A 14,048-nucleotide genomic window follows, 5' to 3' on the forward strand; every position below is an offset into this window, starting at 1 on the left:
ACTTCGGTGGCAGCTCAATCACAAGAAGCTGTTCCGGCTGTACCGGGAGGAACGGCTCACGGTGCGCCGCAGAGGTGGCCGCAAGCGGGCCCTCGGCACACGAGCTCCGATGACGGTGCCGCTGCTCCCGAATGATCGCTGGTCGCTCGACTTCGTGTCGGATCAGATGACCGACGGCCGGCGATTCCGCGTCCTGACCGTGGTCGACGACTGCACCCGCGAGTGCCTGGCGCTGGTGGCCGACACCTCACTCTCGGGCGCCCGGGTCGCTCGAGAGCTGGACCGGCTGGTCGCCGAGCGCGGCAAGCCCAAGATGATGGTGAGCGACAACGGCAGCGAGCTCACTAGCAATGCCATCCTGACATGGGCCGATCAGAGTCGCATCGCCTGGCACTACATCGCGCCGGGGAAACCCATGCAGAACGCCTTCATCGAGAGCTTCAACGGCCGCCTGCGGGATGAAATGCTGAACGAGACGCTGTTCACCTCGCTCGGCCAGGCCCGCGTTGCGCTCCGATGCTGGCAGGCCGACTATAACGACGCTCGGCCGCACTCCCAGCTCGGATGGAAGACGCCATCCGAGTTCGCCGCCCCCTGCAATCCGCGTCGGGATCTGGCGCTGCGCTATGCCGAGAGCTCCGCGCCAGCTCCCGCCGCTACGACCGCCCGGATGGGCACATCCAACCGCCCGAACGAACTCAGATCTGGATAAAACTTGGGGGCAAGGTCACCTGGATAGTCGAAATCATGCCAGCAGCGGGCATCGCTCATCTTCGGAGTATTAATCACCTCGATAAACTCACCATACAGGCGATGTTCTGGACGATGCACCGCTCTTTCGAGGTAGTCTGCGAGAGTGTATGCGATATTCTGCAACCTCTCGAAAATTGCGTAGTCAGCATGCATCTCTTCGCAGAAGTCGACGAATGCCGGCATCTCACGAAAGTTTTCGATCTGGTATGTGAACGAGAACTTCAGCTGAGGCACGACCGTCATACGCAAATGACGGAGGAAGCGCATATTCTCGATGAACGGCTCATACCTTCCCAAACGGCGCAATTTCTCGAACGTGACCTTCGTCGCCGCATCGATTGAGATCCGGATTGACTGGACTCGGTTGTGAATCCCTGGGTACTTGTTCCATTCCTGCTCGCTGAACAGCGTGCCATTGGAGATAATCGCAAGCTTCACATCCGGCGCAGCTTCGTCGCTGATCATCTCCAATACTTTACGAGACGGCTTGCTCGCGAATAGCTCTCCCGCAGGATTGATGTGCAAAATTTTGGCTTTCGCCAAAAGCGGTGCAAACTTATCCTCGACGGCACGCGCTTTTGCGGTTGACTGAGACGGCTTCTCGACAATCCGCTCCGTTCGGCACGAAGGACACGAGAGATTGCACGTCTGGTCGAAAGCAAACATCACCTCCGAAGGATGATCGAGGCGAAAGTCCTTCGTCTCCATTGCAGTCCGGATCACTTCAGGCGCATTCTCGACCCTGGTCAGAGTGTCTCTGACCATCGCTCCACAATCGACGTGATTGCAGTATTTGTACGTCCCATCTGTCACCGACTTTCGAATATCTAGAGCCACTCGAGAATTGAGCACGCCCTCCACGGACTGGTCCATGAAGTTCCCGACTGACGTCGGCATCCAATGCCCGCAGCAAAGAAGCACCGTTCCGTCTGGCCCGATGTCGAACCGCTCGAACGGCAAGGTACAAACGAACTGCTTGAGATAGTCATTGTCATCGCCAAGGAATTTCTCGAGCCTTGGGTGAACGTCCGCACCGGCGGCTTTAAGCGCCAACGCATGCTTCGCTCCCTTGAGCAGAACAGATCCCGGCGCTCGCACTATCGCTTGCTGAATGACATCTGCGGCTTCCTCATACCTACTTGCCTTCGCATATATTCTGCATAGTGCTAACGTCATCGCCTCGAAAATCGCCCAGCGAAACGCATCGTTTCCAGAAGTCGCCTCATAGGCGTCTACGGCGGCACGGAGCAGTCTGGACTTTTGGTCGGCAGACAATGGTGACGCCAGATCGCCCAGCCCATACGCTGGATATCCGAAGAACGACGGATGATTAACCTCGCCCGCGCGCCGACATGGATCGTTTCTTGCAGCTCGTTGGCGCCCGTTGCCCAAGCGTAAAAGCAGCTGCAAGCTTGATAGGTGTCGAGTTGAAGCGCGCGCTCCACCCCCCGAAGCAATTGAGATCCCGCAAACGCCGGAAGCTCTGACAGCTCCCGCACAAATTGCGCCGGCCTCGTTCTGAGTGGGGCAAGTCAGAAAAGCACCAGCCCCCTCGTTGCCCTCCCCTAGGCGGACCATAATAAAGGGGTGAAAGCCGGTTCGCTCTATCTGGTCGATGAACCCTCGATCGAACCGAGTTCCGAGATCGACGCCCCCCCGAGCGAAACTCTGGCCGCACATCTCGGCCAGACCACGCAAAGCGGGATAAACGGGCCAGAAGGTTCACCGTACAATCTCCGGAACAAAAAATGCCCCGAGGTCAACCCTCAGGCTAGAAAAAGCTCAACTATTCAACCGTACCAAGCGCTCAACGTCAAGCGGTGCAGGCACAGATCCGCCACTTCCCAGCCCAAATGTTGCCGGCATGCTTCACCCTACGCGCACGACGCCCTATAGGTAGCACAGCTGGTTTGGGGGAGAGATGCACACGATGAACGCGCCCGCTGTCGATAAACGATTTGCAGGTCAGCCCACGACTATAGAGGACCCGCTCATCGACCGGCTCCCCCCTTTACCAGCTTTGACCGGACTACGATTCTTTGCTGCCTTTTTCATACTGTTCGCGCACGCGACAGACTGGATTGCAACATTTCAGAATTACAATATTCGGGACAAGCTTTCGTTTGTCGCAATGTACGGCATGCCGCTATTCTTTGTTTTGAGCGGCTTCGTGATCCACTACAACTACGCGAGACTTTTTGGTACTGTTGGAACTGCACAAGCCGTGCGTGAATTCGCGACAGCGAGATTCGCACGGCTATTCCCCCTCTACCTTGTTCTTCTCTTGTTTTCGGTGTTTGCGGACAACTTCCTTGCCAAGACCTATGGTAGGACTGACCTACTCCTTGCCATCTTGGCCCACTACTTCAGCCTCACGCAATCCTGCGTGGTACAACATCTATGAAGGGCAGTCCATAATAGACTGGCTGTCTCCACTTTCCTGGTCGATTTCGACCGAGACGTTTTTCTATCTCGCGTATATTGGGGTTGCGTTTCTGAGCTTTCGATTACGGAGTAGCCGCGCCGCCTTCTGGGCTCTCATCACCTTCTGCTGCGCGAGCATTTTGATGCTCGTTGCCTCCCGCTACTTCCTGGCTGAGCTTCTTGGCTTGGCTCGCAAAACCAAACCGGACTACATCGACTTGAACGATCGTTTCTCAAGTTCGTTCTACCGCTGGCTTTTTTACTTCTCACCGTATGTGCGTATTCTCGAATTTGTAACCGGCTGCCTCACATCGCATTTGATCATACGTCTGAGGCCGCTCCAATGCTCAGCGGCCGAAGCCTGGCTTCGGGAGGTCGGACTGGCGGCAGCCTTTCTACTTCTCGTGGGTGCAGGTTTGGTGAAGGTTGGCTATGGTCACGAGACCGTTGTCGCTGCTTACGTACAGCACCTTTCGAACAATTTCGTTTGCGTCCCTTCGATAGCGTACATCCTCTTTTACGTCGCGCGCTACGATACGCGGTTTACACGATTGTTGTCCTCCCCGACCCTGGTTGCTCTTGGTGAGGCAAGTTACTCAATCTACCTCGTTCACACCTGGACTTTAAGGGTTTTCCTCAGGCCCGAACCTGCGCTGAACTGGACCTTTGCTTTGGATACGGTTGGCCGAATTACGTTCGGCATCGCATTTACCCTTGTCGTCTCTTATGCAACGTATCAACTGATCGAGCGTCCCAGCAGATCCTGGCTGCGGGCGCGTCTTGGAAGAATCAGAGCCACTCAAGCGTTCCCGCCCCGCCAGCCAGGCGTTTCTGGACCTCACATTCCGATTAAGCCGGCCCTGGTCGTAACTATGCTATTGCTGGCGGTTGTTGTCGGAGGCCAAGCAGCCAAATCTGAAGTACCTTGGAGGATGCTTAGCCGTTTATGGTCCGGTGACCGCCCGGAGATCGAGGTGCTATCCGCAAGCTACGGATTGAACTGCAAGGGCACAATAGGAGCATCAATCCCGGTCAAACTTGGCAACGTGACCCCAAGTCTCGCTCGTTCATGCAATCAGCGCACCCGATGTGAGTTTTCGATCTCCACATCGCGCCTCGCGCGATCCAGCGAATGGCTGCGGAAAGGAGTTTTCAGTTACCTATAAATGCTCTAGATCAGAGACAATCAACTCACTCCTTATAGAAGCTGAGGCCGACGGCAAGCGTGCCATTCTTGATTGCGCTGCATCGAGTCAAGCTGCTGAGTGAAACTGCGGCTATTCCGGTTGCCCATACGGTTGCCGGAGATCACGTCGAAAGCCGTCATCTGCCAGCCCGGCGCTGTGCTGAACCGCGCCCGCACATGCGTCGCCGTCGCCACGGCGTTTCCCTGGCGCAACCTGCCCGTCAACGGCATAGACATCATCGAGGCGAGCTACGGTCGGAATTGCCGCTTCTTCAAACCACCCTACCCCGGCATCAACATGTACCGGCGCAACAACGCGGGCATGTATCTGCGCACCCAATGCCGAGGTCGAAGCCACTGCAGCGTTACAGTCGAACTGTCCGAGATCGGAGATCCCGTCCAGGGCTGCGGGAAGGATTTTTCCGTTGTCTATCAATGTGAGGAAGACAGCAAACGGCGAACCTTCGAACTACCAAGTGAGGCGAATGGCAAGATGGTCGAACTCGATTGTTCGGTGGCCGACGAGGAAACGTCGAAAGAATAGGATGTCCTAAAGTCGCCAGCGAATGGCGACAACTCCGTCCCATGCGGCTGCGTGGGAGAGGATGTCGCGAACCAAGCGAGCAGCGCTTCCCAGTCACACGCGGCCCGAACTTCGATGCCCCTTCCAATGAGACTGACGGCAGCCAACCTCGACATTCTCAGCCGGTCGTCGCAACCTGAAGATCGGGACGCACACGCGGCGAGATCGTCAGCCAGCGCCTGACGATCCGCCGCGCTGGCATCTCGATCAGAAACCACAGCACGAGCGACAGGCCGATGATCGCCGCAAGCGTGATCGAGATCTGGGGGAGGACCGCCGCCCAGATCTGATGATCGGTCACCGCCGGCACCTCGTACCGGAACGCATTGATCACAACCATGTGGCACAGATAGATCGAGTAACTCGCCTCTCCCGCCAAGACGATCGGTCGGGCCGACAAGACCCTCACGATGACGTTGTTGTATCGGATGCAGCCGAAGATGATCACGGCGAGGAATGGCGCGAAGCCGAAGTTCATGTGCAACGCTACGATGAGCGCGGACGTGCTGGTCCTCCCGAACATGACGTACTGCAACCCGGCGGCCCCCAGGATGGCTCCGGTCATGAGCCAGAAGCCAAAACGGTTCTCGCGCTCGTTCGACGGCGGCAGGACCCGCAGCAGAGCCGAGGCCAAGCAGCCCAGGGCGAATTCAAGCACCCGGACATAAGGCGAAAAGTAAGCCAGCCAGCGGTAGATGCCATCCTGGCTTTCGCCGGCGATCGGGCCGAACTGAGTGACACCATAGGCGGCGATCTGCGGTGCCCGCAGATTGACGAACGTGACGAGTGCAAACGCTGCAACGCAGAACGCGGCGATGGCGATCAGCAGCGCTCGCGGAGTTCGCAGCAGCGCCATCGCAAGGCAGATCACCGGAAAGCAGAGATAGAAGAACCACTCGGTACTGATCGACCAGGATACGGCTGGCACCAACCCGTATTGATAGACCAGCGCATTGCCATCAATGGTCTTGTAGAGCCAGGTCTGGGTCAGCGTCAGGTAATAAGGCAGTGCTTCCAGCCGCTCCAGCTTGAACTGGTGGTAGCCGAGCTTCATCGACAGATCGAGGCAGAGAAAGAAGAGATAAAGCGGGTAGAGCCTGGCGAAGCGCGCGGCAAAGAAATTCCACAGCCCCGTCGGCGTGGACATCGCGTGGCCATAGTTCATGTGAATGACGAAGCCGCTCAGGACAAAGAACAAAGTCATGCCGGCGCCGGACAGGCTTCCGACGACGCTCAGCAGCGTATGCAGAATCGAGCCGCTCCCCGGCACCTTGACCATCATCGCGAAAATGTGGCTGACGACGACCGTCAACGCCGCGATGAATCGCAGCCCGGTCAGACTCGGTACGTTCTCCTTAATCACTCCGCCCCCCGGCTGGCCCCCTGCGCCGGACGAGGCGCACACCATACTTGGTTTCAAGTTAATTCATGGCATGAGGCAGATCAACCGCAAACCGGACGTCAGGCTTCGCGGTAGACCGCCGCTGTTTTCCGGTTACCGGCCGGCCGCCACCTTCACCTGCTCGGTCGCTCCGTAGCGATCGGCATCAGCCTCCTCGGGGCGCTGCTGGTAAGTCGAACGCAGATGCAGGAATGGCAACTCGATGAGATGATAGCTGACCAGCGCGATCAGTAGCGTGACGGGCAGCACCAGGAACAACCCAAGCGCGTAGGACGACAACCACATCAGCTTGGTCTTCAGCAGCGCGATGACCAGGATGTGCCAGATGTAGGCCGAATAGCTGCACTTGCCGAGATTGGCGAGGATCGCAGATCCCCAGATTTGGGACCGCGACCTGAGATAGAGAAGAAGGAATACACTCCACATCATGGCCTGCAACAGCGGCCAGATGACCCACTTGTTGCTGCGGCTGACGGAATCGATCGAGACATGCTGCCAGTCGACGTGAAAGAACGACGGAACGGAAAACATCATCGCGATGACGACACCGATCGCAGCGAGCGTAGCGAGTACCAGCCACGGTTCGTACTCGACCTTGCGCTGCTGCAGATGCTGATAGATCTCGGCCGCGATCATTCCCCCGATGAATAGATCGATGCTGCCAAACAGGCTGAAGTACGACAGCGCGTGTGCCGTTCCGGTCAGGGCGTATTGCGCGGCACGAAGCGCGAAGGCGATCCCGAGCACGCCGCCGTAGAACGCAAGTCGGCCGTAGCGGCGTCGGAACCGCAGCAGAATCGGCAAGAGCAGATAGAACTGCAATTCGACGGCGATGGTCCACAGATGGCCTCCGAAGCTGCCGTATTGCAGGCGATAGAGATTTGAGATCGGCAGCAGCGACATCAGGAAATTGATTCCGGCCGCTGTCGGCCGCGGGTCCGGCGTCGTGAAATAGCCGAAACTCACGATCAGGATCAGGAGCGGATAGATGCGCAGGGCACGGTTGTAGTAGAATTTCAGCGGCTCGACGTCACGCCCCATGAACATCGTCATCATGATGAACCCGCTGATCACCATGAACAGCCCGACGCCGACATGGCCCTGGTCGATCAGGGCGATATGGAAGGTCTCTGCCGGCCGGCCCGTGCCTCTGGTCTCGAGCACGGTATGAAATAGGATCACCAAGCCCGCCGCCAGAAAGCGCAGGTGGTCGAGCAGTGGCATGTAGTGAATGCTTCGACTTTGCACGTCATGCGCCCGTCCGCGTCGTATTCCGCCCTGCGGTAAGGGGATCATTGACCGACCAGCACTCAGCCCTCGAGCATGATCGGGAAAAGTGGAAACCGGCTTTCCGAAAAGATCATGCTCAAACAAAGAGACGAGAGCATAATGCGCTTCCGCGTAAGCGTATTATGCCCTGGGTGTTGGCGCGGGTTAAGGCGCGATTGGGACGAGAAGGCGACCAAGCGCCCGGCCGAAATCCGATGGCGGACCGCCATATGAAGGTCCGGCGTCGTCGATGACCTGCGCCGCATCTCCATGCCCCGGCAGAACGCCGCGACGAGCCTGCTGCGACGCTGAGAGGCGGCCTCAAGCTACCGCGCCGGCCCCCAGGCATCATACCAGCCCTCGGCCATCAACACGTTCCACAGCCAGTGCCCATGATTGCGCGCACCGCTCATATGCTCGCCGAGCCGCTGCTGGACCATGCCTGGATCGAACAGCCCCTGCCCTGCCAGACGTGGCGCCGCGAGCAGGTCCGACGCCCAAGATTTCAGGGGCCCTCGCAACCAGGCATCGAGAGGAATGCCGAACCCGGTCTTCGGACGGTCCACGAGCCTGGGCGGAACGTGGCGATAGAGCACCTGCCGCAGCAGCCATTTGCCGCGCCCGTCACGAACCTTCATCGCCGGTGGAACGGTTGCGGCAAACTCCACGACCTCCTTGTCGAGGAACGGCACCCGCGTCTCCAAGGCAACGGCCATTGCCGCACGGTCGACCTTTTGCAACACGTCGTCCGGCAGATAGCTCAAGGCATCAGCCAGCGTCATGCGATCCAGTGGATCGAGCTCTCCTGTGATCCCGGCCATCTGGCGTCCCGACCACGTCTCGCTCTCCTGAGCCTGCAGCACCGTCCGGGATGGTGCGTCGTCCAGCGAGCACAGGCGGCGGTAAAGCTGGTCACCCGAATCCGCATCGATGATGCGGGCCAGCTTGGCGATCTGGTCGCCGGCGCGGCGCACGTTGAGCCGGCGGGGAACGAAGGGTTGCGCGAGCCGCGCGAGCGCGTCGGCGCGCTCCGGAGAGAGCGTCCGCATTGCCAGCGCCAGCGCTGACCTGAGCGTAGCCGGCCACCTGAACAGGCGCGACTGGAGGGCCACGCCCCAGACGTGGCGATTATAACCGCCGAACAGTTCGTCGCCGCCGTCGCCCGACAGCGAGACCGTGACCTGCTGGCGAGCGAGCTTTGCAACGAGATGGGTCGGGATCTGCGAGGAGTCGGCAAAGGGCTCGTCGTACATCGTCGGCAGCAGCGGGATCACGTCACGCGCCGTGTGTGGTTCGACATAGAGCTCGGTGTGGGCTGTTCCGAGATGGGCAGCCACCAGGCGAGCCTCGGCAGCCTCGTCGAACCCGCCTTCCCGAAAGCCGATCGAGAAGGTCCGCACGGGTTGCGCCGCCTGGGCCTGCATCAGGGCGACCACGGTCGAGGAATCGATCCCACCCGACAGAAAGGCGCCCAGCGGCACGTCCGACAGGCACTGGCGCCGGATCGCCGCCGACAACAAGCGTTCGAGCTGCGCGACCGCCTCGGCCTCGTCGGAGACTCGCCTGGTCTGCGCCGCCACCACATGGTCCCGCAGCGACCAGTAGCCGACCGGCTCTGGAAGCGCGCCGGCACGACTGTCGGCCTGAAAGGTGACGAACGATGCGGGCGACAGCTTGCGGATCCCGGACCAGATCGACAACGGCGCCGGGACGTAGGCGTAACGCAGGAATGCGGTCAGGGCCGCCCGGTCGAGTTGAGGCGCCCAGCCCGGATGCGCCGAAAACGCCTTCAGCTCCGACGCGAAGACAAGGTCGCCGCCGCTCCAGCCATAATACAGCGGCTTCTCGCCAAAGCGGTCACGCCCGAGGGTGAGCGTGCGCTCGCGCTCGTCCCACAACCCGAAAGCATACATGCCGGAGAGGCGCTGGAGCGCTGCTTCCACGCCCCATCGCCTCACCGCGACCAGGAGCGTTTCCGTGTCCGAATGTCCGCGCCAGTTGGGGGCCAAGCCCGCGGCCTCGAGCTCGGCGCGCAGCTCCAGATGGTTGTAGATCTCGCCATTGAAGGTCACGACGAAGCGGCCGCAATCGCTGCGCATGGGCTGCGCGCCGGCGTCGGTCAGGTCGAGCACCGCAAGGCGGCGGTGACCGAACGCGACCCCCGTTTCGGGCCGTGCCCAGATGCCGTCTGCGTCTGGCCCGCGATGGGCGAGACGGTCCGCCATCCCACGCGCTATTGCGGAAAGCTGAGCTTCGTCACCCCCGCCCGGCCGCAGCAGACCCACTATCCCGCACATGTCGATCTCGGATTCTGGCTCATGAGCGTTGCGCCGGATGTCCCTCGGGAGCTGGGTCTCGCGCTTCGCAAACGGCGATCAGGCGGCGATCCGGATGCCGGAGCCACCATCCTCGGGACGCCAGGACGCACGGCCATAGCGAGCACGACGGCGCGCAGCGAAGTTGCAGAAGCGCGAGCAGGAGATCGATTCCCTTTGTCAATTTCGACCCGAACGATCCTCGGTTCGAAATCGTCCCCGACTGGGCGCGCAATGTCAATTGCGCGCGATCCGGCCCTCGGGCTTCGTGACGTCGGCCGCTGACAGGCCAGCTGGATCGTCGAGGAGATGCGCGTATTTATTCAGGAAGCGCCGCCCCATTTGGCTGCCGACGTAGGAGCCGTTCGCCGTGGCAATGGCGTTGAAGCGTTGCAGCCGCTGCTCATCTGCTGCTTCAGCTTCGGCAGCCAGCCCAAACACCTGCTCGTGCAACTCCTCGGCCAGATCGCGCAAGTCTTCCGGCGTGTTGTCTTCAATGACGAAATCGGTGTTCTTGAAGTCGCGCATGAACTGGCTCCAGCCGGTAAAGGACGCATACATCTCCTTGAAGCTGAGATGGCGTCCCTCGCTCACCTTGCGGACCAGCTTGGGAATATAGAGATCGTCCAGATACCAGTTGGGGATCGCAATCGGACTCCAATTGGTCAGCGCGCACTTCTTGCCGAAGACGGGAGGAATGAGGCTGAATCCGGAATTGGTTCCGACGAAATAGGCGCATTCCGCACAAAGGTAGATGTCGAGCGCGGGATGCTTATGCGCACCCGTTGCGTAGTCGATCACCCCCTCGCGCGGTTCGAGCGGCGTCATCGACGCGTCGCCGCCCCGGATCACCCAGCCACCCTTGCTGCGGACGAAATCGATCACCGCGTCGTAGGACTTGATGTCGGCATTCCGCGTCCCCGCATGGAACTCGTGCCAAGTCGAATGAAAGCCCGGCTCGCGCACATGCAGCAGGATGAACCAGGCATCCTCAGGCAGGCCATAGAGCTGCTTCATGAGCCGGCGAAAGCTCTTGCGTTCGTGTTGGTCCAGGGCGAACAGGGCTTGCCTGCCCTGCTCCTTCCAGGCGGTCTCCACAGCGGCGCCAAACGGACCGTACCATCTGATCCGGCCGTCACCATCCGGGCCGTACCAGAACGGACGCGTCAGAGCGACGCGCATGCGTTGCAGGCGGTCGTCATCGTCCGGCGGGACCCCCTTGAGAACGATGGCGTCCAGCTCCTGGTGCACCTTGCGCTCGGTGGCAACGATCTCGATGTGCTTGGAGAAGAACTTGAATAGCGGCCAGCCGGCCGGGGGATTGCTCTGCTCGTAGATCAGCAGCGACTTCTTGGCGCTGTACCAGCCGAGCATGCAGGCCTTGATGTAAGTGTCGAGGAACGCGACGTGACCGATCGCGGCGAGCCAGGTGCGATCAAGGATCGCATAAGGCGAGTCGGCGACGCCCAAATGGCTGCGTTCAAGCTCCTTCTGGAAGTCCGCGAAAGTGAAGCTGGATTCGGAGTTGGGATAGAGACCGGTGAGGAATTCGGTGACCCCGATCTGCTCGAGCAGAACCGGGTTGTTGGGACGCTGCAGCAACGCCTGCTGGAAGGCATCGAGCCCCAGCCGGTTGCGTCCGATGCCCAGCGCCTTCGATCCGAGCGCCTCCAGTGCCTTGTAGCCGAGACGACCGCGCGGAATGCCGCCGAAGGCGGCTTCCAGACGGTCCGGATCCCGCTCGATCGCGTTCAGCAGCAGCGCCTTTTCCAGATCGGGCACGACATAGCCCGGCACCGAAGAGACCGACTTCAAGAGGCTGAAATAGACGTCCGTCTTCAACGGCGTTGCGTTGACGTGCTGAAGCAGGTGCGCACCCGACACCCAACGGCTTTCAGGGTCCTTGTCGAAAGCCGCCAGGTAGAACTCCAGCGCCCGCTCGATCCGGTTCTGGAACAGGTACTGATTGCCGACATGAAGCAGATGATTGGGCTGGTAGCTCTTGAGAGAGCCGCCATATTTCCAGCGCGCCAACGGCGGCAGGAGCAGCGAGGTCACCGCATTGGCGGCGAACCTGAGGCCATGCCTGAGCAGTTTCTCCAGCAGGCCACTCTCCTGTCGTGAAGCTGGGGGCATCATTGCGCAGCTTGCAGGACGTCGTAAGGCCGGATCGAGACGACACCATGGGCCCGCAATTCACCCTCGATGCGGTCTTCCCACTGGGGATAGGGAAAAGCCATTCTCAGCAATGTCCCCTGACGCATCGAAGCCAGGATCTCGGCCGTGGAGCGGATGGGCACTGGGCGCACCAATGGCGCAAAACGTCCGGCCTTGACGGTGTCGTCGTCCACCAGGACGTCGACCAAATCGCCGAGGCCGGCAAAATTCAGGAAGTTGAGCTGGATATGGGACGCTCCGATGCCGACCACCGGCTTCGGGCTGGCGCGCAACATGGTCCTGAGGCGGGCCGACAATGCATCCCACCGGGACTGGAATTGCGCCACGGCTTCGAAATCCGCCTCGTCCTCGGGCAGGCCGCTCTCCGCTGGAGATCCCGACCGCGCCGGCCTGGACCAGCACAGCAGGTTGCGTGTGTCGCGGAAGCGCTGTCGCTGCAGGTTTACCGGGGCGAGTCCGCAATCCCTGTGGATCCGGGCCAGCGAACGGTTGCGGAAATACGTGATGTGCTCGTCCCAGATCTCATGCGCGAACAGATTGGTCACGACCCAATCGGCGTCGGGCACCTCGATCAGACTGATCGCATCGTCAGCCAGCACATCGGCGATCGCCTGGGTGAACTCGCGAATGTCCGGCACGTGTTCCAGCGTGTGGCGGCAGATGACGGCACGCACGGGTCCACGTGTCGCACGAATCTCCGCGGCGAGCCGGCGGTCGAAATACGCGTTCAGAATTTCGAGACCGGACTGCCGGGAAAATTCAGCAAGCTGTGTCGAAGGCTCGACGCCGAGAAGATTATGGTAGCCGCGGTTGCGAAGCTCGCGAAGGAAGGTGCCGTCGTTGGCACCGACCTCGAGAACCAGATCGCCGGGCTGCACGCCATACCCCGGCAGAGCCGACATGATGTCTTCGGCGTAATGCGGCAGCTGCTTCGCCGTCCCGCGAAAAATGCCGTGGTAGTTGAGCTCGACGACTTTGCCCGGGACCTGCCGGATCAATCCGCAGTCCTTGCAGTATTCGAGCTCAATCCGGATGGGCTCGTGCGGAACGAGGGGTTCGGACGGGTAGTGTCCGGAAACGGAAGCTTCAGTGACAGAGAAAAACCCGCCGAACGAACCGCCAGCGCACGCGCCACATCTTACCATTCAAACGCCCCGGATTCTCACGAGGCCGATTTGAACATGATAGTCACTTCGAAGCTGACCCGGCACTGCTCGGACCGGTTCAGCGCACCGACGTGAAGCGTGCCGTAGTTGAACATGATCGGCTCACCAAGCGCGCCGCAGAAGCGCTGCAGCCCGATGGCGTTGACATCGAAGTCAGGAACGAAGGCCAGCTTGCCGCTCGTATCGACGTGATACGGCGCCGGACCGGTCTGCGACCGCGGTGCCAGCAGCAATCCGGCGCGCCCCGGCTCGCCCCCGACAGCCACCCACGTCTTGCCACGGCCCATGCCCGGCGGGACCTTGAAGTCGTAGTAGTCCCAGAACCAGGAATCGCGATGCAGCGATCCAACGTCTTCGCGCCGGTTGGGACGCACGATCCGGAAACAGATCTGCTCGTGGCCGATACCCTCCTCGTCGGAGAGGTAATATGGTCCGACAGCCTTTTCGACATAATCGAAGAAGGACATCTGCTTGATGGTGTCGACGATAGCCTTGGGAAGGATCCGGCCCTTTTTCGACAGCAGCTTCGCGTGATCGAGCTCGGTCGAGATCAGGTGGTATTGCTCGAGCTCGGCATTGGCGATCGCATCGGCCGCTTCGGCCGAGAACGCGTGGGCCGTTTCGACGAGATGCTTGCGAATGAGCCCGCGGATGACGGAAAGCTCTTCAGCGGTAAATGCAGGTCCCTTCAGCAGACCTTCCGGCCCGCAGAAGGCCTTCTCGCTCGGTCCGGCGCCACCGAACAGACGTTCGGGCGACACGGGTCCTTCCG

Annotated in this window: 10 protein-coding genes and 1 pseudogene; 4 read left to right on the forward strand and 7 right to left on the reverse strand. The window is 60.4% G+C overall.

Going from position 1 to position 14,048, the window contains the following annotated elements; translation table 11 throughout:
- Nucleotides 1-13: 13 nt before the first annotated feature.
- Nucleotides 14-712 (forward strand): annotated as a pseudogene (locus QX094_RS01875) (IS3 family transposase); the annotation flags it as partial.
- On the opposite strand, the gene QX094_RS01880 reads toward QX094_RS01875, so the two are convergent.
- The gene (locus QX094_RS01880) at nt 625-2,163 is read right to left on the reverse strand and encodes an SPASM domain-containing protein (RefSeq protein WP_316187581.1); all 1,539 of its coding nucleotides are present in this window, start codon (nt 2,161-2,163) and stop codon (nt 625-627) included. The pseudogene QX094_RS01875 and the gene QX094_RS01880 sit on opposite strands and share 88 nt — an antisense overlap.
- A 520-nt stretch (nt 2,164-2,683) precedes the next feature.
- Here QX094_RS01880 and QX094_RS01885 point away from each other — a divergent pair.
- From QX094_RS01885 to QX094_RS01895, 3 genes are all read left to right on the forward strand, one after another.
- The gene (locus QX094_RS01885) at nt 2,684-3,157 is read left to right on the forward strand and encodes an acyltransferase family protein (RefSeq protein ID WP_316187582.1); all 474 of its coding nucleotides are present in this window, start codon (nt 2,684-2,686) and stop codon (nt 3,155-3,157) included.
- 163 nt (nt 3,158-3,320) lie between these two features.
- A complete protein-coding gene (locus QX094_RS01890) occupies nt 3,321-4,343 on the forward strand; it encodes a hypothetical protein (RefSeq protein ID WP_316187583.1) in 1,023 nt (340 codons plus the stop codon).
- A 132-nt stretch (nt 4,344-4,475) separates the two neighbouring features.
- Nucleotides 4,476-4,907 carry a hypothetical protein gene (locus QX094_RS01895; protein ID WP_316187584.1) on the forward strand — a complete coding sequence of 144 codons (432 nt, stop codon included), beginning with the start codon at nt 4,476-4,478 and terminating at the stop codon, nt 4,905-4,907.
- A gap of 157 nt (nt 4,908-5,064) precedes the next feature.
- Here the strand turns inward: QX094_RS01895 and QX094_RS01900 are convergent, their stop codons facing one another.
- The 6 genes from QX094_RS01900 to QX094_RS01925 form a co-directional block, all read right to left on the reverse strand.
- Nucleotides 5,065-6,366, reverse strand: coding sequence for an acyltransferase (locus QX094_RS01900; protein WP_316187585.1), 1,302 nt, complete (start codon nt 6,364-6,366; stop codon nt 5,065-5,067).
- A 75-nt stretch (nt 6,367-6,441) separates the two neighbouring features.
- Entirely contained in the window at nt 6,442-7,572 is a 1,131-nt protein-coding gene (locus QX094_RS01905) for an acyltransferase (RefSeq protein WP_316187586.1), read from the reverse strand.
- A gap of 371 nt (nt 7,573-7,943) precedes the next feature.
- The gene (gene asnB, locus QX094_RS01910) at nt 7,944-9,914 is read right to left on the reverse strand and encodes an asparagine synthase (glutamine-hydrolyzing) (protein ID WP_316187587.1); all 1,971 of its coding nucleotides are present in this window, start codon (nt 9,912-9,914) and stop codon (nt 7,944-7,946) included.
- Nucleotides 9,915-10,169: 255 nt separating this feature from the next.
- Nucleotides 10,170-12,071 (reverse strand): TIGR04372 family glycosyltransferase, encoded by a 1,902-nt coding sequence (locus tag QX094_RS01915; RefSeq protein WP_316187588.1) that lies wholly within the window; start codon nt 12,069-12,071, stop codon nt 10,170-10,172.
- Nucleotides 12,068-13,108: a class I SAM-dependent methyltransferase gene (locus QX094_RS01920; RefSeq protein ID WP_316187589.1), complete on the reverse strand. Its 1,041-nt coding sequence runs from the start codon at nt 13,106-13,108 to the stop codon at nt 12,068-12,070. Before QX094_RS01920 ends, QX094_RS01915 begins: the two co-directional genes overlap by 4 nt.
- 164 nt (nt 13,109-13,272) lie before the next feature.
- A complete protein-coding gene (locus QX094_RS01925; RefSeq protein ID WP_316187590.1) occupies nt 13,273-14,037 on the reverse strand; it encodes a hypothetical protein in 765 nt (254 codons plus the stop codon).
- Between the last annotated feature and the right edge of the window lie 11 nt (nt 14,038-14,048).

Source organism: Bradyrhizobium sp. SZCCHNS1050, assembly GCF_032484785.1.
In the GTDB taxonomy this organism is placed as follows: Bacteria; Pseudomonadota; Alphaproteobacteria; order Rhizobiales; family Xanthobacteraceae; genus Bradyrhizobium.